This window comes from Algoriphagus hitonicola, from assembly GCF_900113375.1.
Classification (GTDB): Bacteria; Bacteroidota; Bacteroidia; order Cytophagales; family Cyclobacteriaceae; genus Algoriphagus; species Algoriphagus hitonicola.
On the sequence record NZ_FOPC01000009.1, the window covers coordinates 24,774 to 48,861 of the forward strand.

The following is a 24,088-nucleotide window of genomic DNA, read 5'->3' on the forward strand; positions in this document are numbered from 1 at the left end:
ACTAAAATTAGCATCTTAGGGCCAACAAAACCTGAGTAGCATACCATAAGATCTGCTCTCGGGTCGTTTTTTTAGCTTTCATGACCATACAACCGGAACAGACCCTAGAAAACAATCTTGTAGTCCAGCTGGAAGAGCTGGGGTACAAAAAAGTCCTGATCAGAGACGAGAAAGACCTGCTCGCAAATCTCAAAAAGCAGGTGGAGGCTCACAACAAGGAACAGCTCAGTGAGAAGGAATTCACTCAGATCCTCAACTTCATCAACAAGGGCAATGTCTTTGAGCGGGCCAAGCTTCTCAGAGATCGGGTTCCCTACCTAGACGACAAGGGCGAACATCGAACCGTTGAGCTGATCAATCAGATCCACTGGTGTCAGAATCAGTTTCAGGTCACCCAGCAGATTTCCATGGAGGGCAAGTACAAAAACCGCTACGATGTCACCCTCTTGGTCAATGGGCTGCCGCTGGTTCAAATCGAACTGAAGCGTAGAGGGCTGGAACTGAAAGAAGCTTTCAACCAAACCAAGCGCTACGGGATTCATTCATTCGGCTCAGGCCAAGGGCTTTTCCAGTTCATTCAGATCTTCGTCATCAGCAACGGGGTCAACACGAAGTACTACGCCAACTCATCCATGAATGAGCGGGATTTCAAACAGACTTTTTATTGGACGACTCCAAAAAATCAGCTGATCACCCAGCTCTCAGCTTTTGCTGATATTTTCCTGGAGCGATGCCACATCGCCAAGATGATCACCAAGTACATCGTGCTCAACGAATCCAACAAGTCACTGATGGTGCTCCGCCCCTATCAGTATTATGCGGTGGAGGCTTTGGTAGAGCGAGTCAAGACTACCAGCAAATTCGGATACATCTGGCACACGACGGGTTCAGGAAAAACATTGACTTCCTTCAAAACAGCCCAAATCCTGACCAATCTCCCCGAGGTCTACAAAGTCGTTTTTGTGGTGGACCGAAAAGATCTCGACACGCAGACGATCACAGAATTCAACAGCTTCAGCAAAGGGAGCATCGACGGAACCAACAACACCCAAACGCTGGTCAATCAACTTGCCGGAGACAACAAATTAATCGTCACTACCATCCAAAAGCTGAACACGGCTGTCTCGAAAACAAGGCACCTTGACAAAATCAAGCACCTTCAGGACAAGCGCATCGTTTTCATTTTCGACGAATGCCACCGAAGCCAGTTTGGGAAGACCCACGAGGAAATCAAAAACTTTTTCCATGGCTCTCAGATGTTTGGTTTCACCGGGACTCCGATCTTCGAAAAGAATGCAGGATCCAACAATTACGGCAAGCGGACAACCACCATGCTCTTCGGGGACTGTCTCCACAAGTATGTGATCACGGATGCCATCCGAGACGACAATGTGCTCAAGTTCTCCGTGGAGTACATCAGCACTTTCAAAAAAAAGGAACACATCCTGGACATCAACGTGGAGGCAATTGACGAGGAGGAAGTCATGCGAGCTCCCCAACGACTCGAAAATATCGTGGAGTACATCTTGGAAAACCACCGAAGAAAAACCCACAACAAAGAGTTTACCGCCATATTCTGCGTGCCGAGTGTACCCGTCCTCATCGACTACTATCAGATCTTTCACGAGAAAAAAGTACAGGGGCTACACGACCTCAAAGTAGCCACGATCTTTTCATACGGTGCCAATGTAGACTTGATTGAAGACGGTGGATTTGAAAACGACTGGGAGGAAGGCGATTTCCCCATGGCTGCTGATCAAGAGCGAGAGCTCTACCCTACCCTTGGACAAAAGCATCCCAGAGAATACTTGGACGAGTTCATAGGCCACTACAACTCCGAGTTTGGCACCAACTATTCCACCAAAGACAGCAAGCTCTTCTACCAGTACTACAACGACGTAGCCAAGCGGGTGAAGAAAAAGCAGGTGGATATCCTTTTAGTAGTGAACATGTTTCTCACAGGCTTTGACAGCAAAACGCTGAACACGCTGTACGTGGACAAAAACCTGAAATATCACGGTTTGATCCAAGCTTATTCCCGCACCAACCGAATCAAGGGCGACCTCAAATCCCAGGGGAATATCGTCTGCTTCAGAAATCTGAAAGATGCGACCGATGAAGCCATCACACTTTTCTCAAATATCGAGGCAAAGGATGAAATCATCCTTGAACCCTACGAGGACTACGTGGAGAAATTCAACGAAGCTTTTATTAATCTCCTGAAAATCACACCCACTGTAAATAGCGTCAATAAACTCCCGAGCGAAGTGGAGGAAATGGAGTTTATCAAAGCTTTTCGGGAGCTGATGCGTCTGAAAAACGTGATGACAACCTACACCGAGTTCAGTTTTGAAGATTTGGCAATGCCAGAGCAGACCTTTGAAGACTACAAGAGCAAATACCTCGATCTCTACGACAAAGCCAAAGGTCATAATCAAAAAGAGAAGGTTTCGATTCTCTCAGACGTGGACTTCGAGCTGGAACTGATCCATCGTGATGAAATCAATGTGGCCTATATCATCAAGCTCCTCGCCAAACTGAAGGATGCACCGGAAGAGGAAAAAGAAAAACAGCAGAAAGCCATCGTTGACCTGATGGTGGGAGAGTCACAGCTGAGAAGCAAGCGCGAACTGGTGGAAAAATTCATACGCGAGCATTTACCACAGATCGAGGACTCAGCTCAAATCCCTGATGAGTTTGCCGATTTCTGGACCAAAGAACGGATTGAAGCTGTTCGAAAACTCAGCGAAGAAGAAGGACTCGAATCTGAGCAGTTGGAAGAGATCATTTCACGCTACATCTACACCGAGAAAGAACCCCTCCGAGACGAGGTGGTATCCATCATGAAGGCTAAGCCCAGCCTCTCAAAAAGAAAAACCACAGCCGAGCGGGTGATTGGAAAAATCGTGGACTTCGTGGAGACTTTTATCAGTGGGATAGCGGCTGCTTAAAAAAATTGGAAGAATTATCCAGCCAAGACAGAAGCTTTAGCGATTGATCTTTCTACTTTTACACGTTTTTTCAGAACCTCTCAAGTGTAGAAATAAGCTCCAAAACCAACATGTTTGATATTAAGACCAACGATTTGATAGTCTCAGAATCAGGAAACACACTAACTATCAAAACCGTAAATCCAAAAACAGGTAAAAACACAAAGCTCTCAGAGGCCTTAAACTTTCTTCCGTCAGGAATCATCTACAAAGCTGAAACCGGAATGGGAGCAACAACGCTGGAGCTTACCAGTTTAAGAAACTCAATCATCGTGGAACCTACAAGAAGTACAGCGTTTCAAAAAGCAAATAACCCAAACAACCCATTCCCAGCGTTGTATGTCGGATCGGATATCGAAACCAGAAAAGGGATTGAGCCGTCAATGATCAAAAGCTACCTCAGGAGTAAAAATCCCTTCAAAAAGTTTCTTGTAGTCGCCGAAAGCTTGACCAAACTTATCAAACAAATTCCAACCAAGGAGCTGGGAACATACCACTTTACCATCGATGAATCAGATTCTTTTCAGCTCGATTCAACCTTTCGGGATGGTATGGAAAAATGCTTGGACATCTACAAACAGATCGAACCAGAAAGAAGGTCGATGGTTACTGCAACACCACTAGAGTTTACTGACCCTGAGCTTTTAAATGAACCGAAAATCACTATACGGTATGAGCACGGCAATAAGAGGGATGTTCAACTTTTTGAATGCGACAATGGGTTTGGAGTTCTAGTAGAGTCAATATTGAAAAAGTTTTCTGGTGACCCTTCGAACTTCGAAAAAGTAGTCATAGCCTTGAACAGTTTATCGTTGATAAACTCTGTGATTGAAGCTATTACCGACGACAAGCTTAGTGGAGGGGTTGACATCGCACAGATAAATGTTTTGTGCAGCAGTTCGAGTGAGGCCAAAGTCATAAAATACCATGAGCTAAAAGGTGAGCATCTACCTGGCTTAGTGACGTTTATTACGTCTGCTTTTTTCACGGGGCTTGATCTTCAGGATAAATTTCACCTTTTCACATATGTTTCATCAAAAGAGTCTGTCCTTCGGCTTTCTGAGAAGAAAATCAAACAAGTGGCTGGAAGAGGAAGAAACGGACTCTTGTCCGAAACTATCATCTACGAAAGAAAAGATATTCCGAAAGGCCCTTTCTTTTCTTTTCATGACTTGAAGGAAGCAGCGGAATCACAACTCCAAAGCCTGAACTGCATTGAGAAAACATACAGTAAAAGTCCTATCATGAAAGCACGAATCGAAAGTACCTTTAAAGCCATGCTGACAAATGGTGCTGTTGACTCTTCCCGGCTGGTTCGAAAGAATTTAAAAGGTGATTATTCGGTGTCCTTTTTAAATATCGACGCCTTACTTGAGTACTCACGAGTTGCAAAAACTGTTTATCATCCCAAAAACGGGCTTGCCGAAGCGCTTCGAACTAGTGGATGTGTAGTGAATATTTCTCAAAAACATTCGGCTTTAACCCCCAGCGAAACTGACACGCATATAGCGAAATTGGCTTCTACCGAAAAGAAAAAACTGATAACGCTGCTCTACAATATCGCGAAAAGGAAAATGAGCTTTGAGGAAGCTTATGAGGAACAAGCCACAACAAAGGCTGTGGTATTAGGGCTGAGTATCTTTGAAAAGTTCAGGAAATACATCGATGAAGATGTATTGATTGAAGCCATTTCAAAAACCCTTAGCAAAGAGAGATCTGGCACATCAGTTAGAAACCTGAAAAGGTTAGAAACCAAATTGGATTTCGCCATCCAAGATCCGACAACTGGTTTCCTAAAAGAGCTTTTTCAGAAAATTCCACTTTCACCCGAAAAAGGTGTTTGGTACTCCAACGATGACCTGATCCATAAGTATCAACAAGCCGCTGCAATTTCTGGAAAACTGATACCACCAGGAACGAAGGAAGACGTGGAGAAAATGATTCTTGAGGACATCAAGGCCATATTTGAAACAAGATCAAGTAACAATAATGAGCGGGATGGTTATTATCTGAAAGGAAGAAAGATCGTGGAAGGTCTTCCGGCTGGTTTAAAAAAGTACTTTTTCCCCGGTTTTGCAGCGGAAGATTACATCCCTGATTAAGGTGAGTTCCTGACGATTATATATAGCGCCAGAAATACATAACGGTCTTTTTGGTAGGTTGCCCTTTTCAGTTTTCTCAGGACATGTTAAAAGTTAACTCTGCGACTCCGCGTTTGAAGGTGATCACCGTTGATACTTATTTCGTCTCTTTCCTTTCGGTGCAAATTTGAACTTGCTCAAAAAGTAAATAGCAAAACACGGTTTCTTCTGGGTAAAGGTTCGAGGTTGAGAACGGCAAGGAGTGGTTTGTCGCCAAAGATGTTGCCGAAGTGTTGGGGTACAAGAACACAAGAGACGCAATATCAAAGCATTGTAAAGGGGGGCGCGATTTGCGACTACCTTCGGAAGGCGGTATTCAAAACACCAAAATCATCCCCAGACCCGACGTGTACCGCTTGATCGCCAAATCCAAACTGCCTGCCGCAGAGAGATTCGAGAACTTGATCTTTGAGGAAGTGTTGCCGAGCATTCACAAAACAGGAATGTACCTCACTCCGGAGAAACAGATCGAGCCCTTGACCGACACCAGAGCCGTGGATGAAATGTTGACCCGTTTTGTGGAAGAGTGTCCAAAATCCGACTGGAACAGAAGAACTCCAAGACGTCTCCCCCACCCGGGACAGCAAGTCAAGTTTGGGAGAAAACCTCAGATTGATCACCTTACGGATAAACACCAGTGGTCTGGGTAGAAAAAGCTCAAAAGCCCCCGAGTTCAAGAAACCCCGTTTGTCAGAACCGAGGTCTTATGCGCTTTCAATCCTGAAAATCATCATCAAAAACCACGTGCTCAAATCGAAAAAAAAGGCCTAAAGACACTGATTTTCTGGCCTTTAAGATGGTTTTTAGCCGGTTTTTCCGTATCTTATATATAACAACACTCGTTTAACTCATGACCAAAAACTACCACATTAGGCTCAACTCGGCAACTGTCGAAAAATCCCTCATCGTGTCCGATGAGTTCAAGTCAAAAACCGATGCTGAAACCTACCGCGATCTCCTTTTCAAGCTACTGAAAACACCAAATCCACGCTCCATCACTGACCACGAGTTGGATGGATTGATGCTGGAGTTGCAGGTCTGCGAAGTAGAACCCTGTGGATTGATTTCACCCATCAGCTTGGAAGAGGCTATCCTCAAACTATGGGGTGATTTGGAGCGCTCACATCAGTTCATCGAAGAAGCCATCGATGAGATCTTGATTGACTCCCTGTCAGAGGAAATCGACCAACACGTTAGCGAATAAGTACCCCCCACTGAAGAACCCCCGGCATCGGTAGCATTTGGACCTACCCCCCGGGGGTCTTCTTTTGCTCTTTCCACCCAGATTCCTACCCCCCAACAAATCCAGTGTTAAACCTAAACTTAAAAACACCATGGATTTACGTACATCGAAACGTTCCCAAGCACGCATCAGACTAGCGTTACAGGGTCCAAGTGGGGCAGGAAAAACTTATTCCTCTCTCTTGCTAGCTTACGGTCTTACAGGCAACTGGTCAAAGATTGCCGTAATAGACACCGAGAACCAGAGCGCTGATCTCTATGCCCATCTGGGTCAGTACAATGTGGTCTCCATCAGTTCACCGCATACCCCTGAGAAATACGTGGAGGCCATCGACCTTTGCGAAGGAGCGGGCATGGAGGTCATCATCATTGACAGCATCTCCCATGAGTGGGAAACTCTCCTCGACATCCAGTCCAGCATGCCAGGCAACAGCTTCACCAACTGGGCAAAGATCACTCCCCGTCACAATGCCTTGATCAACAAAATCCTTTCTTCCTCTGCGCATGTCATTGCGACTGTTCGGAGCAAACAGGATTACGTGCTCACGGACAAAAACGGAAAGATGGTTCCTGAGAAAGTTGGGATGAAGGGCGTACAGCGCGATGGGCTGGAGTACGATTTTACTATCGTCTTCGACGTGAACATCAAGCATCAAGCTTCCGCCTCCAAAGATAGGACAGGTATGTTTGTGGACCAGCCGGAGTTCAAGATCTCAGAAGAAACCGGAAAGAAGATCTTGAATTGGTGCATGGATGGAAACCAAGCTTCTCAGAAACCAAATGTCTTTTCTCTTTCTGAGGAATTTGAGAAGAGCCTGAGTTTCCTTGACTCGATCCACGCCTGTCAGAACATGGATGAGCTCATCAAGCTGTTCAATGCAAACCCGAAGCTGCAGGAGGCTTATCGTGACGAGTTCATAGCGCAGAAAAATTCCCTTCTCTCACTCTCAAAGTTTAGACAAAATGGAACTACTGCGCATTGATCAACTACCAGCAATTCGGACAACCACCGAGAAGGACGAGGTACAGCTGGACTCCCGATTCATCGAAGCCAACACAGAGATCGTCGAGTTCTCTGAGATGCGTGACCAGCATGTGATACCAGTCTTCTTGAAGGACAATGAGCCTACGATTTCTCACTGTGAGTTCGTGGAGGCAGTTTCACAGGCTGCACAGGAGAGTTTCGGGCTGCATGCTTTTCCCGAGGCTAGCATCAGAGTTTCTCATCCCGTCAAGGGCAGGGTGTATGAGGCCCGTCACAAGAAAGCCCAGGAATTACTCCCGCATGAGAAAACGATCTACTACGAGCGGATGGCATTCATGATCACCATTCCGGGTGTACGGGATGAGGTTTCTGGGAATCTTCTTGAGCTGACCGTGGGTGGGGTTAAAGCCTTTCACTTGGACAACCTGAATTCCTGCAAGGGCAGTCCCGAACATTTCAAAGTCTTCATCGGGTTCAAGAACAGAGTCTGCACGAATCTGTGTGTTTCTACTGACGGCGTGAAGTTGGACTTGAAAGCAAGAACAGTTGAGGAGCTTTTCCATCAGGTGATGGAGCTCATCGCTAGCTTCGATCCCGTCTCTTATGTCAGAAATCTGGCCATGCTCACCGCTTACGAGTTAGAGGAGAGTCAATTCGCACAGATCATCGGACGTTGCAGGATGTATCAGTTTCTCCCCAGAGTTCTCAGAAACGAGATCCCAGAGCTTTTGATCAACGACACCCAGGTTTCGAGAATCGTGGAGGCTTTCTACGATGACGCTGATTTCTCCAGATCGGAAAACGGTTCGATTGACCTGTGGCGATTCTTCAACCTATTCACCGGAGCCAACAAGCAGTCCTACATTGACAAGTTTCTGGAACGTGGGGTGAACGGGCATGAATTCACTCATCAGGTCAGGAGGGCACTGGATTCCTCTCACCCAGACTTTTGGTACTTGAGTTAAACAGCAAACCCCATCGTTTCTAGCGGTGGGGTTTCTTTATGAGAAGCAACATGAAAAATTTTCTGTACGAACTCAAGCTCAGCTACCACAGGACTGGGGAGAAAGAGAAATACGGTTCGATCAAGTCAAGTCTGGATGCCTTCCGAGTCTTAGAGGGGGTATTTGACAGGGATCTGATCGAGGCCCGTGAGGAATTCGTCATCCTGTATCTGAACAGGACAAACACGGTAATCGGATTCTACAAAGCATTCCAAGGGGGTGTAGCTTCAGTAGTGGCTGACACCAAGCTGATACTGACCATGGGGCTGAAAACGCTGGCATCTGGGATCATCCTGGCGCACAATCATCCATCGGGAAGGCTCAATCCATCCGAGCAGGATATACGGTTGACCAGGAGAGTCCGGGAAGCCTGTCGGCATGTGGAAATCGAGCTACTGGACCATCTCATTGTAACTGCTGACAATGGTTACTTCAGCTTTGCGGATGAGGGGAAACTTTGAGATTCTGAACACTCAGATAGAGGGTCTGGAGAGGAGATGGTTTCCTGTAAAAATTTTCGCTGAAAGCAGACCGAACAAGCCACACTAGAAAAAGAAAAGGGAGACGCCTCAGCTCTCCCCTTTTTTCCATGTCTCCTTTTTGTGTCTCCATCGAAAAAAGGGAGACAAGAAATGGAGACAAAAACACTAGAAAACCCGTCTGGTTTGTCGTATATTGTGACCTCGTCAGGATTCAAACCTGAAACCTCCTGAGCCGTAATCAGGTGCTCTATTCAGTTGAGCTACGAAGCCATTTCAGATTGCAAAGGTACCCAAAAATCATTTTTCTGCAAATTTCTTTTTCGGGGATTTTTTAGCATTCTCCTATCCTGCTGAATCTGAGCCTTAAGAATTATTAAGAGGAAAAGCAGGTTTAATCCTACGAGATTTTCTATTTTTGCCCGCAATAGAATCTAATTAAGCTTTGATTTAATGAAAAAAATATTCGGTTTCCTGCTCGCTTTTAGCCTTGTCCAATTTGCATTTGCCCAGGACGAAGTCAAATCCCCAAAAGTTCCCATCGGTGGGAGACCCAATATCCCCGCCGATCTGAAAGTTGAATTTGGCTTTAACTTACTCAATAACAGACCTGCAGACATTTCTACCAATTTTTTTGGCTCCCGATCCTTCAATATTTATTACCAATACCCCATTGCCATTTTCGGAGAGTCTTCAGGATTTACCTTTGATCCGGGGTTTGGAATTAGCTCCAACAAATTCGCCTTTCAGGACGAACAAAACCTATTCAATGATCCAACTAAAGGAACTGAATCTAGTGAATACCTGGAGTTAACAGAAGTTTTGGGAGATGATATCCAAGTGGATAAAAATAATTTTGCTGTAAACTATTTTGATATCCCACTAGACCTAACCTACCACGCAAACAAGGACAATTATGCCAAAGGTTTTCGAGCCAGTATAGGTGCCAAAGTTGGTTTTCTTTACAATGCGCACAGCAAAATTCAATATACCGACGGAGAGGGTCTTGAGCGAAAAGTCAAAGATGCCCAGAACTATGGCCTAGAGAAAATCCGATACGGAGTGAGTATCAAAGCAGGCACCCCGGGCTTTTATGTCTGGAGTTATATTGGATTGAATAAAATGTTCCAGGAAAATCAAGGACCTTTCAATACTGAAGCACAGCAAGTGAGTTTTGGAATTGCTGTGAACTTATTCTAAGCTTTCCTTATAAAATATTTCAAAAACGAATCTCAAAAGGATTCGTTTTTTTTATTTCGCAAGTTCAACATGGAAGGAATCTAACAGACTCAGAACAAGCTTAATCAGGACCAAAGCCAAAAATACAGGACAAAACACGAAACAAATCCATAGGCCATTCCCACATAAATTTCCAAAGGACGGTGGGCATCCAAAGCCAAACGCGCAGTTCCAATGATTCCGGCTAGCACAATGGATAAAAGCAATGGATACAAAGCAGAAAAATTGGGGAATTTCATCCCAAAAACAACTACCAAGGCCAATACTCCACCTACTCCCGTCATATGGGCTGACATTTTCCAAAATAATGTCACGATAGTCAATACAACCACAACTCCCGCTATGACCGCCAAAGATTGCCACATGATAGGGTCCAATTCCCCTATTTGGCTCATAAAATAAACTGTCATCAAAAAATAAAGTGACGTCACCGAAAAAGGTATCAAACGATCCTTTAGCTCAGCCATGTGAAGGCTTTTAACTGTTCCACTCAATCGCAACCCAATGATGGTGATCATGGGTATGACCAAGGTAGAAAGTAAGATCAAATAAAAAATACGGAGCTTAAATTCAGTAGGAACACTACTTGCCTCTGGTACTCCAAACAGTATCAAACCAAATACCAAGGTCGGCATGATTAGAGGTTGGAATACGATCGTGACAATCAGTGCTAAAATTCTCCCCACTACAATTCTTTTCTTAATCTAGCCACAGGTATCTGCAATTGCTCACGATATTTGGCAACAGTTCTGCGGGCGATATTATACCCTTTTTTATTCAGCATCTTGACCAGTTTATCATCTGATAGCGGTTTTTTCTTATCCTCAGCGTCTACCATAGCCTGGAGGACAGATTTTACCTCACGGTTACTAACGTCCTCCCCACTATCCGTAGCAATTCCCTCAGAAAAGAAATATTTCAGCGGATACACGCCAAATTCGGTTTGAATCGACTTACTGTTTGCCACCCGCGAAACAGTCGAAATATCCATTTCGATCTTTTCGGCGATATCCTTCAGAATCATCGGGCGAAGGTTAGTTTCGTCTCCATCGATAAAAAACTCCTTCTGATATTGCAGAATCGCCTCCATGGTCCTCAATAACGTATTTTGCCGCTGCTTGATGGCATCGATAAACCACTTAGCCGCATCCAGCTTTTGCTTGACAAATGATACAGTTTCCTTGAGCTTTTTATCCTTTTTGTCGGATTTGTCGTAGGCGTCAAACATATCCGCGTAAGAACGGGAAATCCGAAGTTCCGGAGCATTTTTTGAATTGAGGCTGATCTCCAGTTTTCCCGAATTATTGGTCAAAATAAAATCCGGAATCACGTATTGCGTCCTCACCAATCCGTCAGAAGCCCCTCCCGGCTTAGGGTTAAGTCGCGTGATCAAATTCACCGCATCTTTAATCTCCTCCTCATTCAGGTCACATTTCCGCTGGATTTTTGAATAATGCTTTTTGGTAAACTCCTCAAAACAATCGTGAATGATCCGAAGTGCATGCTGTACAATGGGGTCTTCTGGGTGCTCTTTTCGCTCCAATTGCAAAATCAGACACTCCTGAAGATTCCGTGAAGCAATTCCTGCTGGATCAAAAGTTTGGATCTTTCGCAAAATTTCTTCTACCTCATCGATATCCGATTCGATATTTTGACTGAAAGCCAGATCATTAATAATTGCCTCCAAATCTCGGCGGATATACCCATCATTTTCGATGCTTCCGATCAGTTGCTGACCGATGATGCGTTGCCTATCGTCAAGCTTTAAATAATTTAGTTGTTGGATCAGCAATTCATGGAGAGAAGATTGGGAGGAAATGGGAATTTCCCGGTCTTCTTCGTCCGAGTTGTAATTACCATCTCCCTGCATTTTATACCCTCCATACTCATCATCAAGGTAGTCGTCGAGGTTTAGGTCACGGTCATCTGATCCCATATCCTCCTCATAAGTATCTTCATACTCATCTTGAGTAGCTTCTTCCTTCTCCTCTTTTCCTTCTTCCAGCGCAGGATTGATCTCCAATTCCTCTTCGATTCGGGTATCCAATTCGGCCGTAGGAACTTGCAGCAGCTTGATAAACTGTATCTGCTGGGGAGAAAGTTTTTGTGAAAGTGACTGGCTAAGATTTAGCTTTTGCATCTGAATCGATTAAAACCTGCTTTTTGGGTTCAAAAAAGGACTTTTTCAGTGAAAAAGCCCCGAAGCCAAAGTTAGGAAAAACAAGCAATTTTTTGATAAAAAGCTGATTTAATCGTTTTTTTGCAAACCAATAAAAATTCGGCGTTCCGTCTTTTTTTAAAATCTAAAAATATCATGGCGTTCAACAAACGGGTCAAAATCAAGACCATCCTGGATCAACATCCAATCGGCAGTGAAATCACCCTCATGGGCTGGGTCCGCACTAAGCGTTCCAACAAAAATGTTTCTTTCATTGCACTCAATGATGGCTCCATTATCACTAATTATCAAGTGGTGGCTGATCCCAATTTGATCGCAGAAGATATCCTTAAAAAATGTACGACGGGTGCATGCTTGAAGGTAAGCGGTACGGTGGTCGAGTCTCAGGGAGCGGGCCAAGCATCTGAACTCAATGCCAAAAGTATAGAAGTGCTCGGAGAAGCAGATCCCGAAAAATATCCCCTTCAGCCAAAGAAGCATTCACTGGAGTTTTTGCGGGAAATCGCTCATCTCAGAATGCGCACCAACACGTTTGGAGCTGTTTTCCGCGTCCGCCATGCCTTGGCTTTCGCAGTACACCAATACTTCAATGACAAGGGCTTCTTTTACATCCATACGCCCATCATTACCGCCTCGGATGCGGAGGGAGCAGGAGAAACATTCAAAGTGACCACCTTGGATATTGCAAACCCTCCACGAACAGAAGCTGGTTCGGTAGATTTCAAGCAGGATTTCTTCGAAAGAGAAGCCAATCTCACCGTTTCCGGACAATTGGAAGGTGAACTGGCTGCTTTAGCACTGTCGGAAATTTATACTTTTGGACCGACCTTCCGTGCCGAAAACTCCAATACGACCCGTCATTTGGCTGAATTTTGGATGATCGAGCCAGAAATGGCCTTTTATGATGCGGAAGATAATGCAGATTTGGCCGAGGACTTTCTCAAATACTTGATCAACTATGCGCTGAAAAATTGTCAAGAAGATCTTCAGTTTTTGGAAAACAGACTCTTGGATGAAGAAAAATCCAAGCCAGCCGATCAGCGCTCAGAAATGGGACTGATGGATAAGCTGAAGTTTGTCGCAGAAAATGAATTTGTCAGAATCACATATACTGAGGCCATTGAGATTTTGAAAAGATCAAAGCCCAATCAGAAGAAAAAGTTTCAGTTCCTGATTGAAGAATGGGGAGCAGATTTGCAATCCGAGCACGAAAGATTTTTGGTCGAGAAGCATTTCAAAAAACCTGTGATTTTGACTGATTATCCGAAGGAAATCAAATCCTTCTATATGAGACAGAATGAAGATGGCAAAACAGTAGCGGCGATGGATATCCTCTTCCCCGGAATCGGCGAGATTGTAGGAGGATCCCAGCGGGAGGAACGAATGGATCTTTTGGTGAACCGAATGGAAGAGCTCGGAATCCCGACTGATGAAATGTGGTGGTTTTTGGATACCCGCAGATTCGGGTCTACCCCTCACTCAGGTTTTGGCTTGGGCTTCGAAAGAATGGTGCAGTTTGTCACCGGTATGGGAAATATCCGTGATGTCATTGCATTCCCACGAACTCCGGGAAATGCAGAGTTTTAATATTCTTAAAGATTCAAAATAGTCACGATCCCCGGCAGTAATGTCGGGGATTTTTTAGCTAATTATTTTAACTCTCCTTGCCAAAGGAATACAAAGCACACTAAAAACAATAGCAATATATCCCACTACATTATAATTGGTCAGCTCTCCGGTGGCAGTCTCCCCGATGATAATTCCTGCAATTAGAGAAGCTACTCCCGTAGCCAACTGCTGCACGGCGGAATTGAAACTCAAAAAACTGCCTCTATTTTCGGGCTTTGCCGTACCCGTGATAATAGCTGCTGCCGGAACATAACGGCCATTGGAAGTCACAAAAAACAGCGTTGATACCAACAGTACATAGAAAATCGGTGTAACCCCAAGATGGGTAATGATCGCAATAGGAACCACATTCAGCGACATGAAAATGGTGAAAATTCTTAGCTTTCCGTATTTATCCGACATTTTCCCCACCCAAGGAGAGGTAAATATGGTAAATGCTCCACCAGCCATGTAGATATAAGTCAACTGCATCTCGGTAAATCCGACATTGGCGACGGTATAAGGACTGAGAAAAGGAATGATCATAAACTGTCCAAACATCATCATCACGGAGAGGGTAATGGCACGCATTTGATTGGGATTGCTCGTCACTCTGCGAATCACCTGGAGTGGATGAGGTCGCTTAATTTCCTTGCCCAGATGCTCCGTGATTTTTGGAATAAATCGAAAGATCATTCCTAAACTAACCACCGATAGCCCTGTCAAGATATAAAATGGCATATGCCAATCTGATAAACTCGCTAAAAACAAGCCCATTGGGACTCCAAGCACAGAAGCAACTGAAAAGGCCGCCATAACCAATCCCATCGCACGTCCCCGACGTTCATTGGGAATCACGTCACCGATAATTGCTAAAATCAAAGCTGAAGTCAATCCTCCAAAAAGACCTGATATGACGCGAGCAATTAATAAAATCGGATAACTGGGTGAAAGTGCGCAACCTAAAGTAGCGATGGAAAATCCCACATAAACCCAAATTAAAATCTTCTTTCGATCAAATCGATCCAAAAAGAAAGCTCCAAAAAAGCTGGAAACCCCGGCACTGAAAGTATAGGAGGAAACCAACAACCCGAATTCTCTTGGAGAAATATCAAATACCCGCATCAGTTGAGGCCCTAAGGGCATCAAAATCATAAAGTCTACAATGTGGATAAAATTGATGGCCGCCAGGGTCCAAAGGAGTAATTTTTCCCGATTCATAAAAAATGCTTTAGGCCAAAACCCCGAATGCCCAAGATTAGTTTACCCATCAGTTCTATTTTTAATCGATACCTAGCTGAATATAGGTTTCGGAAATATGGGCGATCAAATCACTGGCGATGGTACTTCTACGTGTTTTCGAACCTGCAATTTCTCCAGCCAAACCATGGTGAAAAACCCCACACAGTGCGGCATGCTCGGGCTGATATCCCATCCCCAAAAATGCGGTAATCATTCCAGTCAATACATCTCCTGAGCCTCCTGTGGCCATAAACTTACTGCCCGTGCTATTAAAAATCTGTCGACCATCTGGCAAAGAAACTACCGTATTCGCACCTTTCAACACCATTACTACTTTTCGTTTTTCGGAAAATTCTTTAGCTTTTTCCAAACGCTCTAAATGATTTTTCGATTTGCCAAGCAGTCGATCAAACTCTCCGGGATGCGGGGTTAGAATACTGTTTTCAGGAAGTAAATCAAGCAATTTTTTATTCTCTGCTAGAATAGTAATTGCGTCTGCATCCAGAACCAGAGCCCTTGAAACCTGCCTTAACAACTCCTCCAATATTTTTTTTCTAGGCTCGACTCCCCATCCAGGACCAATGCCAATAGCATCAAACAATCCCAGATTAGGCAAATCTCCCCAAAGACACATCGCCTCAGGCAAAGAAGATTGAAGTATCAATCGCTCGCTTTCATCCAAATGACAAGAGACTAATCCAGCCCCCGTTCGTAAAGCACTCTTTGCAGAAAGATGGAGCGCACCCATTTTCCCTGGACTTCCTCCGATTAAAAGCACTTTTCCGAAATCTCCTTTATGGGAAAACCGATGAAATTTGCGATGAAACTGAGGAATATCCTTTGCAGTCAAAAAATAAAAATCACTATCAAATTTGTCATAAAGCTCGGGAAGTATTCCAATGTCTTGGACGACTAAGTCTCCACTGAATTGGGCATTATCTGGCAGAAGTAGACTCAATTTTGGAAAAGCGAATGAAATGGTAAAATCAGCTTTAAAGGCATGTTCAGAAGCAAGCCCATCTGAAGGCAAGCCGCTGGGGATATCCACTGCGATTTTGACTCCATCGCATTGATTCATAAATCCGATCACTCCCTTGGCGTTTTCTCGCAAGTCTCCAGTTAATCCTACCCCAAGAAAGGCATCCAAAATGACATCGACTTCTAATTTTTCTAAATTAGAATTGAAGAAATATGAATCAACCTCTAAAGGAAGTCGGTCCAAATTAGTTTGAGCATCTTCGCTCAGCTTGGAATCGGGAGAAAAACACTTGATTATATGAACTTCAAAACCTTTTTCCCTAAGTAATCTTCCGATGGCAAATCCATCACCACCATTATTACCTGCACCACAAAAAATTGCAATTTTATGTTTCCTGTCAGAAAAATGTTCCAGAAACCAAGTGACGAAAGAATCAGCTGCTTGTTCCATTAGATCCAAGCTATGCTGACCTGAAACCTCACAGTGAAGCTTATCCAATTGACCAACCGAATTTCCATTTAAGATTTTAATCATCGCTTAGCACAGGTTGAGCCGCCAATTCCCGTTTTGGGATACTTACCAAAAGTAAGAAACCTAATCCTACCAGAAAGAAAATCCCCAAGGAAAGCGCTGAATTACGCATACTTCCCGTGACTTGTTCGATCACGCCATAGGAAAAGGTACCGATTACAATTGCCAACTTCTCAGTGACATCGTAAAAGCTAAAATAACTTGCGTGTTGTGTGGTTGACTGTGGAATCAATTTAGAAAAAGTAGACCTAGAAAGAGATTGAATTCCTCCCATGACTAATCCCACCACAAAAGCCAAGGCAAAAAATTCATATACGGTATAAACATAATAGGCTGCACCACAAATCAATGTCCAAATCAAAACCATAATTACCAAGCTGATTTTATTGCCATATTGCTTGGAAATAAAAGCGAAGAAATAACTTCCAATGATCGCTACAAATTGAATGATCAAAATGGTAATGATCAACTGATCACCTGGCAGTCCTAATTCTTTATCCCCGAAGGTTGCCGCCAGATACATCACCGTTTGGACACCCATGGAATAGAAAAAGAAAGAAGCAAGGAAGCGGTTCATGACTTTTATTTGACGGACCTCTTTGAAAACCTTTCTGATTTCTTGATACCCGTGCAATAATAGTTCTCGCTTAATCTTTTTATTGTAAGGGTTCTTAGGTAAAAACCGAAACGGAATCTGAGAAAACCCGGCCCACCATAAACCAGTGATCAAAAAGGAAAGTCTAGCAGCAAAACCTCCTTCAGGAATTCCAAACCAATGAGGCATTTGAATCATCAGGAGGTTGAGAATTAAAAGTATGACTGACCCGATATAACCCAAAGCAAATCCTTTGGCACTTAATAAATCGTATTCTTTTTCTTCAGAAATCTCAGGCAAATAGGCATTGTAAAAAACAATGCTTCCCGCATAACCAATACTGGCAGTGACGCTACAGATAATCCCCCATTCGATATTACTGGCATCAAAAAAGAAAAGTCCTACACATGCGGAAGATCCCAAGTATGCGAAAAACTTCATGAATTGAAGTTTCTTTCCACTCGAATCAGCTACTCCAGAAAGCAATGGAGAAATAATCGCAATAATCAAAAACGAGAACGAAATAGAATACGAGTAAAGTACTGTATTGACAATCTCAAATCCGAAAAAAGAAACTCTATCTAGATCATTCAGTCCTTTTGTTACCGAATTGTAATACACTGGGAAAATTGTAGAAGTAATGACGAGACTGTACACCGAATTGGCCCAGTCATACATAGCCCAGGAGTTCTGGACCTTCTTTTTATTTTGAAGTGATAAAAGCATGGAGTGAAAATAAAAAAAGCCATCTCAAAAGAGACAGCTTTATATATTTTAAGTTTAATTTCTTAATTAATTCCCTGCTACTTTTCCTACCGAAGCATAGAGTACACGACGTGCGTCTGCATCTCTAAGTTCAGTCTGAACGTCAGAAATCGGCCCCATTTTCACATCTCTATCCACTTTCATAGAAATCGTGATCATCGGACGATCTGCCTCGGGTAAAGCATCTCGCTCTCTATTGACCCACTGAACGATATCTGCTGTATTTAACAAGGCATCGTTGGCTTGAACGCGAGGTTCGGAACCATAAAGCGCCGTGTTTTTAGGCTTACCTATGTAAACATAGGAGATCAGTGTTTTCTTCTGAAGTTTTTGAAGCTGAGTGGCCTGAGGAATTTTCTGCTCTACCAATATCTCCTGCTCTCTCAATACGGTGGTAACCATAAAGAAGAACAAAAGCATGAAGATAATATCCGGCAACGCCGAGGTTGGGATATTTTCAGAAGTCTTTGTTTTCTTACTAAACTTTGCCATATCAACTTCCTATTTTATCTGGTTCCGCAATCGAGATTGCCATGGGTAGATTTTCCTTGCCTTTATCAATCAAGGCTTGCTCTGCAGCATCTTTACCACTCAAGGCTCGATATTCGTCGGTAGTCAAGTTCACTCGGGCTGCGTAAATGTCGAAATAAGCTTTCTTTGCTAAATCAAACACTTCCAAAAACCGCTCATAACTTGTACCCCGGTTAGTCTTGATCGATACCACAGCCTCATTGGGGTGATCCGAAGATTCAGGATCTTGCTGAGCCAGCGCTCTTAAAGAAGCAGGCAACGAATTGTACAAGGCTGAAGCTTCTTCATCCGGCTGACCGAAATTCAACACAAATAGTTTGATTTCTTCATCCAAACCTTCAGGCTCAGCATACTCACCTTCTACCAAAAGTTGATCGTTGGCGTTAACTAATATCGTAAAGATATTTCGTTCGTTTTTATCAATTTCCGGAGGAGGATTATTGGGATCCAGCTTTGGAGGAAGGACATTTAGAATCCCCTTATCCGAAGCGATCGTAGTGGTGACGAGAAAGAAGATCAGGAGCAGGAAAGCAATATCTGCCATAGATCCTGCATTGACCTCCTGACTCATTCTATTTTTCTTTCTGGCCATATTACTTAATAGCTTTATTTAGTTCAGTAAACACAATTCCTAATAAGGAGATGATCGCCAAAATATAGGTTGTGATCAGCATTCCCCCAACCAACTGCGAACCTTGAGGGGTCAGGTTGAAAGGATCTGCTTCAAATTTAGGTAATACTTCATTGCTCGAAACTGAATAAGCAATAAAGAACAATACTACTATGCCCACTATACCTAGACCAGTCTTCAACAGAGATTTTGGATTATCCAATGAATTAATCAAAGGCATAATAATCGCAACCACTGCTCCGACAGCAATCAGTAGGTAACCTGCATATAGTAAAATATCATAGGTATCCATATTGTTTGTTCTTTGAGGTTAACTAGTTAATTTAAATTGATTAGGGACTACAAGCAATTACTTACCCGTCAATTTGTGTCTTACTAGAATATCCACCAAAGAAATGGAGGAATCTTCCATGTCATTAACCAAAGAATCAATTTTTGCTACACAGTAATTGTAGAACAACTGAAGGATAATCGCTACGATCAAACCAGCTACTGTGGTCAAAAGTGCAATTTTAATACCGCTAGCCACAAGAGATGGAGAAATATCACCGGCAGCTTCGATTGAGTCAAATGCACCAATCATACCGATTACTGTACCCATGAATCCCAACATCGGAGCTAGAGAAATGAATAGAGAGATCCAAACAAGACCTTTTTCCAATCGACCCATTTCCACAGATCCGTAGGCAATGATTGATTTTTCTACCATTTCGATACCTTCAGAGTATCTCATCAATCCTTGGGTAAAGATCGATGCAACAGGACCTTTAGTGCTTTTGGTTACATCTTTAGCAGCTTCAATACCACCTGATGCCAAAGCCTCTTCAACTTTGTTCAACAATTTCTTGGTGTTGGTAGTAGAAAGGTTCAAAACTACGATTCTTTCTAATGCAACTGCCAATCCAAGGATCAAACAGATTAATACAGGAGTCATGTAAAGGGGATCCCCTTCAATGAACTTCTCCTTTACTACTTGGTGGAAACTCTGCTCCTCAGCGACGATATCATCATCTACCATAGCAGGAGTAGCCTCAGGCTCTTCCTCTACGACTGGGGTGGTTTCTTCTTCCTGAACGACAGAATCTGATTCTGCTTCTTGTGCGTTAGCGAAAACAGGCGCAAATAGAATACCTGCAAGCATGAACAAAGCGATTAACTTTCTCATAATGTGAATTTTAAATAGACTTTTGATAAAGGTTAAATGGTTTCTTAAGTAAAATCGAGTTTTAAAGTTATCATTTTTTATATTCAAAAAACAATGTACCTCCTTAGATTTTTTTCGAAAAGTCCGCATTTAATGCATGAATTAGGCATTTTTTACACAAGCGGACAATTTTTATTTTCCTCTTTGAAAGTTTGACTTCCTCTAAAACCGCTCGAAAGGTTCTCATTTTTTATCAGAATCAAAAATAAAAATGTGATTATAAACAAGAATTTTGGTGATCGGTCAACTTATTTTCTCCACTCAGAAGTATCTTGCGTATTCAGCAAATAATTGAAATATAATTCTGAAAAATAAGCGCCATTCATCCCACTGAAAAAATACCAACGGCTCATTCTCGGCAATAAAAAGCAAAGCAATCCATATTTAAGGCAAAATTATCTTTTTGTTTAACCCTATTACTATATTTTGATTTTGTGGATATACGGAATTCTGCCTGTACCTAAGTTTTTTCTATATCCACCTCGACTTGGTTCGACTTCGCTCACCAACAGTCGCTCGGTGTCCTTTTGTTTCATTTTTATGGGAGGGAGGAAGAGATTGCTCATACGGGAAGCCATGCCGTACGGCCCGGTCGATTTCAAACCCGAGGGTTTTCATCCCTTCTTGGTCGACAACCTAGAATTTTACAAAAAATAAAAAAGTCAACCTTATTGCTAAAGTTGACTTGCAGAGAGGAAGGGATTCGAACCCTCGATACCCTTTAGGGGTATACACGCTTTCCAGGCGTGCTCCTTCAACCACTCGGACACCTCTCTAGTTGAATTTTCCGACCCTTTTCTGAATCGGAGTGCAAAGAAATTAATTATTCTCCCCCTTTCCAAATTTACATCCCAAAAGGAATGACCTTTTTCTAGGTCGTCATTTCTCCAGCCAAGGGTAAAGTCAGTTTAGATCGAATTTCGCTGACCGCTTTTTCCTGACCAAGTAAAAACATCAATTTAGTCACTGCGGCCTCAGTAGTCATATCTGCTCCACTGACTACGCCCACCTGAAGGAGTTCTTTTGAAGTCTCGTATCGACCCTGAATCACCCGACCTCCATTGCATTGGGACACATTTAAAATAATCACCCCTTTTTTGATCGCCCGCTCCAGAGATTTCATAAACCACGCCTCACTTGGACTATTGCCGGAGCCATAAGTTTCTAGAACTACTCCGCGTAAGCCTTCGATCGCAAAACAGGCATCCATGACTTTTTCTGTTATTCCTGGGAATAACTTTAGAATCATCACCCGATTGTCCAATTGATTTTTGTTCACCAATTTTCGATGCGGTTCATGAGGGCGAATAGCAGCCGTATTGTAATCGATTACAATTCCCGATTCCGCCAATGAGGGATAATTTTCGGATTCAAAAGCGTCAAAATGAACTGACTGTACTTTTTTGGCCCGGTTCCCTCTGAGTAGCATATGATTGAAAAAGATACACACCTCAGGCACAATGGGAATATCGTCAATCTTGGCAGTGGCGATTTCCAAACTAGTCATCAGGTTTTCACGGGCATCTGAGCGCATGGCAGAAATCGGCAACTGAGCGCCGGTAAAAATCACCGGTTTATTCAACCCCTGAAGCATGTAGCTGAGCATTGATGCAGAATAGGCCATCGTGTCTGTACCATGCAATACTACAAATCCATCGTAACTGTCATAATTCTCCGTAATAATATAGGCCATATCCACCCAATGACTCATTGAAACATTGGAGGAATCAATGGGCTCTGGAAAAGAAATTACTGTAATGGCAATATCCATATTGGATAGAATGGGGATTTTCTCCAGAATCTGCCCAAAATTAAAGGGAACCAACGCACCGCTATCATCATAGGCCATGCCTAAAGTACCCCCGGTGTAAATAATCAAAACAGAGGAAGTTCGACTCGTTTTGATCCGGGTATTCAGTCGTACGATTTTATAATTCATGTGTAAATTCCTTAAAAAGTCCCAATGCGTTTTTCTTGGTCCGAAGAGCCACTTCTGCAGCGCTGACCTGTAGCAAATCCCCGACCCGCTCCGCAATAAAAGGTAAATATTGGGGAGAATTCCGCTTTCCCCGGTGAGGAACCGGAGCCAAATAGGGTGCATCCGTCTCCAATACAAGATTTTCCAAAGACAAATGTGGAATGACCCGATCAAGTCCTCCGTTTTTATAGGTACTTACTCCTCCGATTCCCAGCAAAAATCCCATTTCTATAATCTGCATGGCCTGAGTTAAATCTCCGGTAAAACAGTGAAAAACACCTTTCAACTTTCCATCATGGGATTCACGAACGATTTCAATCGTTTCGTCCATAGATTCCCTGCAATGAAGTACAATCGGCAAATCATATGCTTTAGCCCATTCGATTTGTTCCTTCAGAGCCAATTTTTGCTGCTCAAAAAAACTTTTATCCCAGTACAGGTCCAGCCCAATCTCTCCCACAGCGGCGAAGGAACGTTTATCAAGCCAGGATTTCATAACTTTCAGTTGCTCCTGATAATCTTCTTTCACATCACAGGGATGTAAACCCATCATAGGAATGCAAAAATTCGGATAGCGTCTTTCACAATCCAACATCCGATCGATGGTCTCCACATCCACATTGGGCATATAAATCCGCTCTACGCCAGCCATTTTGATGGCGTCGATGACCTCATCTCTATCGGAGTCAAATTTAGAAGAATAAATATGGGCGTGTGTATCAATCAAATTCATGAATACCTTCGGGATTTCCATTCAGTTGCAGAAGGCCAAAAGTAATAAAGAATTGTCAGCACAGATAATGGGAGAAAGTAAAAATCAAAAAGTAAGGTGAAGACTGTTGATAGGCTTTGGCCGGCTTTAAGACCAGTTCGTTTCAAAAACTGACTTTGCAAAACCATCTTCGTTGCAGCTAAAACAATTCCAAGAATAGGCACTGTTATTAAAATATAGATTAAAGCAGGAAAATACAGGATTTGAAGAAATAAAGCCGCCTTCCAAAACCAAGGCAAAGTCATCGCTCCGGACATCCAGCGCTTTCTTTGGGAAAGTAGGCTGGACAAATCGGCTTCAGCTTTGGTGTCCACCAAAGTCCCCGGGCTGAGTTGGAAACGGATTTGATATCGTTCCTGCTGAATAGCACGGCTAATTTCCAGATCTTCTGTCAAGCTATCAGAAACTGCAGAAAATCCTCCACAAGCTTCATAAGCATCTTTCCTAATCGCCATATTGTTTCCCAAACCCGTCGTCGGCAATCCAAAATCTGAGGCAATTTTCACCAAACCCAAGGTAAACCACCAATCCATTCTTTGAAAGTAAGCAAGCCAATCCACGCCGATTACTTGAGTAATGCCCAAAACAATTCCTGTTTGATCTTCAAAACTCAACCACATTTCTTCGATCCAAGACTTCGGAACCTGGCAATCCGCATCGGTAAAAAACAAATATTCACCAATCGCATACTCGTCCAAAAAAGCAAGTGCATTGGCCTTCGGACTTGGGCTTTTCCTAAATAGATCTTTAGCATCAAGCTTTACCCACTTTGCATTCTCACGTGTCACACACCAATTCTCCAAAATCAAAGCAGTCGCGTCCTGACTATTATCATCTACAAACAAAAACTGGATTTTATCCTGAGGATACTCCAACTCAGCAAAGGAGTCGAGCAGTCTGGGAAGATCGCTCTGTTCATTTCTTGCTGCCACAAGAATGGATACCATGGGTAATTCATGGACTTCTTTTCTAAAATTTTTAGAAAAAAAACGA

The 24,088-nt window shown here is 43.1% G+C and carries 20 protein-coding genes, 2 tRNA genes and 1 pseudogene; 9 read left to right on the forward strand and 14 right to left on the reverse strand.

Features of this window, described 5'->3' with window-relative positions; genetic code table 11:
* Nucleotides 1-80: 80 nt before the first annotated feature.
* From BM043_RS12715 to BM043_RS12745, 7 genes and pseudogenes are all read left to right on the forward strand, one after another.
* Nucleotides 81-2,951, forward strand: a complete 2,871-nt coding sequence (locus BM043_RS12715) for a type I restriction endonuclease subunit R (protein WP_092792224.1) — start codon at nucleotides 81-83, stop codon at nucleotides 2,949-2,951.
* 590 nt (nucleotides 2,952-3,541) lie between these two features.
* A complete protein-coding gene (locus tag BM043_RS12720) occupies nucleotides 3,542-5,092 on the forward strand; it encodes a hypothetical protein (protein WP_218144149.1) in 1,551 nt (516 codons plus the stop codon).
* 236 nt (nucleotides 5,093-5,328) lie between these two features.
* Nucleotides 5,329-5,781, forward strand: a pseudogene (locus tag BM043_RS12725) (BRO-N domain-containing protein); the annotation flags it as partial.
* A 200-nt stretch (nucleotides 5,782-5,981) separates the two neighbouring features.
* Nucleotides 5,982-6,335: a hypothetical protein gene (locus BM043_RS12730; protein ID WP_092792230.1), complete on the forward strand. Its 354-nt coding sequence runs from the start codon at nucleotides 5,982-5,984 to the stop codon at nucleotides 6,333-6,335.
* A 130-nt stretch (nucleotides 6,336-6,465) separates the two neighbouring features.
* Nucleotides 6,466-7,356: an AAA family ATPase gene (locus tag BM043_RS12735; protein WP_092792532.1), complete on the forward strand. Its 891-nt coding sequence runs from the start codon at nucleotides 6,466-6,468 to the stop codon at nucleotides 7,354-7,356.
* Nucleotides 7,357-7,417: 61 nt separating this feature from the next.
* Nucleotides 7,418-8,323, forward strand: a complete 906-nt coding sequence (locus BM043_RS12740) for a DUF3871 family protein (RefSeq protein WP_377901397.1) — start codon at nucleotides 7,418-7,420, stop codon at nucleotides 8,321-8,323.
* Between the two features lie 50 nt (nucleotides 8,324-8,373).
* A complete protein-coding gene (locus BM043_RS12745; protein ID WP_092792234.1) occupies nucleotides 8,374-8,823 on the forward strand; it encodes a JAB domain-containing protein in 450 nt (149 codons plus the stop codon).
* A gap of 217 nt (nucleotides 8,824-9,040) precedes the next feature.
* On the opposite strand, the gene BM043_RS12750 is transcribed toward BM043_RS12745, so the two are convergent.
* Nucleotides 9,041-9,114 (reverse strand) — tRNA-Arg (locus BM043_RS12750).
* 180 nt (nucleotides 9,115-9,294) lie between these two features.
* Here BM043_RS12750 and BM043_RS12755 point away from each other — a divergent pair.
* Nucleotides 9,295-10,041: a porin family protein gene (locus BM043_RS12755; protein WP_092792236.1), complete on the forward strand. Its 747-nt coding sequence runs from the start codon at nucleotides 9,295-9,297 to the stop codon at nucleotides 10,039-10,041.
* A gap of 104 nt (nucleotides 10,042-10,145) precedes the next feature.
* On the opposite strand, the gene BM043_RS12760 is transcribed toward BM043_RS12755, so the two are convergent.
* Both BM043_RS12760 and rpoN read right to left on the reverse strand, forming a co-directional pair.
* Complete coding sequence (locus BM043_RS12760; RefSeq protein ID WP_245753029.1) at nucleotides 10,146-10,715, reverse strand: PA-phosphatase; 570 nt, start codon at nucleotides 10,713-10,715, stop codon at nucleotides 10,146-10,148.
* A 50-nt stretch (nucleotides 10,716-10,765) separates the two neighbouring features.
* On the reverse strand, nucleotides 10,766-12,220 hold the full coding sequence (rpoN, locus tag BM043_RS12765; protein ID WP_092792240.1) for an RNA polymerase factor sigma-54: 1,455 nt from the start codon (nucleotides 12,218-12,220) through the stop codon (nucleotides 10,766-10,768).
* A 174-nt stretch (nucleotides 12,221-12,394) separates the two neighbouring features.
* Between rpoN and asnS the strand changes: the two genes are divergently transcribed.
* Nucleotides 12,395-13,846 (forward strand): asparagine--tRNA ligase, encoded by a 1,452-nt coding sequence (gene asnS / locus BM043_RS12770; protein ID WP_092792242.1) that lies wholly within the window; start codon nucleotides 12,395-12,397, stop codon nucleotides 13,844-13,846.
* Between the two features lie 54 nt (nucleotides 13,847-13,900).
* Here the strand turns inward: asnS and BM043_RS12775 are convergent, their stop codons facing one another.
* The 11 genes from BM043_RS12775 to BM043_RS12825 all read right to left on the reverse strand — a co-directional run bounded on the left by BM043_RS12775 (nucleotide 13,901) and on the right by BM043_RS12825 (nucleotide 24,042).
* Nucleotides 13,901-15,088, reverse strand: coding sequence for an MFS transporter (locus tag BM043_RS12775; RefSeq protein ID WP_092792244.1), 1,188 nt, complete (start codon nucleotides 15,086-15,088; stop codon nucleotides 13,901-13,903).
* A 61-nt stretch (nucleotides 15,089-15,149) separates the two neighbouring features.
* The gene (locus BM043_RS12780) at nucleotides 15,150-16,622 is read right to left on the reverse strand and encodes an NAD(P)H-hydrate dehydratase (protein ID WP_092792246.1); all 1,473 of its coding nucleotides are present in this window, start codon (nucleotides 16,620-16,622) and stop codon (nucleotides 15,150-15,152) included.
* Nucleotides 16,615-17,940 carry an MFS transporter gene (locus BM043_RS12785; RefSeq protein WP_092792248.1) on the reverse strand — a complete coding sequence of 442 codons (1,326 nt, stop codon included), beginning with the start codon at nucleotides 17,938-17,940 and terminating at the stop codon, nucleotides 16,615-16,617. Before BM043_RS12785 ends, BM043_RS12780 begins: the two co-directional genes overlap by 8 nt.
* A gap of 66 nt (nucleotides 17,941-18,006) precedes the next feature.
* A complete protein-coding gene (locus BM043_RS12790; protein WP_092792250.1) occupies nucleotides 18,007-18,471 on the reverse strand; it encodes an ExbD/TolR family protein in 465 nt (154 codons plus the stop codon).
* A 1-nt stretch (nucleotide 18,472) separates the two neighbouring features.
* Entirely contained in the window at nucleotides 18,473-19,102 is a 630-nt protein-coding gene (locus BM043_RS12795; RefSeq protein ID WP_092792252.1) for an ExbD/TolR family protein, read from the reverse strand.
* 1 nt (nucleotide 19,103) lies between these two features.
* Nucleotides 19,104-19,433: a hypothetical protein gene (locus tag BM043_RS12800; RefSeq protein ID WP_092792254.1), complete on the reverse strand. Its 330-nt coding sequence runs from the start codon at nucleotides 19,431-19,433 to the stop codon at nucleotides 19,104-19,106.
* A 57-nt stretch (nucleotides 19,434-19,490) separates the two neighbouring features.
* Nucleotides 19,491-20,306 (reverse strand): MotA/TolQ/ExbB proton channel family protein, encoded by an 816-nt coding sequence (locus tag BM043_RS12805; RefSeq protein ID WP_092792534.1) that lies wholly within the window; start codon nucleotides 20,304-20,306, stop codon nucleotides 19,491-19,493.
* A gap of 727 nt (nucleotides 20,307-21,033) precedes the next feature.
* Nucleotides 21,034-21,121 (reverse strand) — tRNA-Ser (locus BM043_RS12810).
* Nucleotides 21,122-21,216: 95 nt separating this feature from the next.
* Nucleotides 21,217-22,284 (reverse strand): asparaginase, encoded by a 1,068-nt coding sequence (locus tag BM043_RS12815; RefSeq protein WP_092792255.1) that lies wholly within the window; start codon nucleotides 22,282-22,284, stop codon nucleotides 21,217-21,219.
* Entirely contained in the window at nucleotides 22,274-23,056 is a 783-nt protein-coding gene (locus BM043_RS12820; RefSeq protein ID WP_092792537.1) for a TatD family hydrolase, read from the reverse strand. Before BM043_RS12820 ends, BM043_RS12815 begins: the two co-directional genes overlap by 11 nt.
* Nucleotides 23,053-24,042, reverse strand: coding sequence for a glycosyltransferase (locus tag BM043_RS12825; protein WP_177188475.1), 990 nt, complete (start codon nucleotides 24,040-24,042; stop codon nucleotides 23,053-23,055). The genes BM043_RS12820 and BM043_RS12825 overlap by 4 nt, the downstream gene beginning before the upstream one ends.
* Between the last annotated feature and the right edge of the window lie 46 nt (nucleotides 24,043-24,088).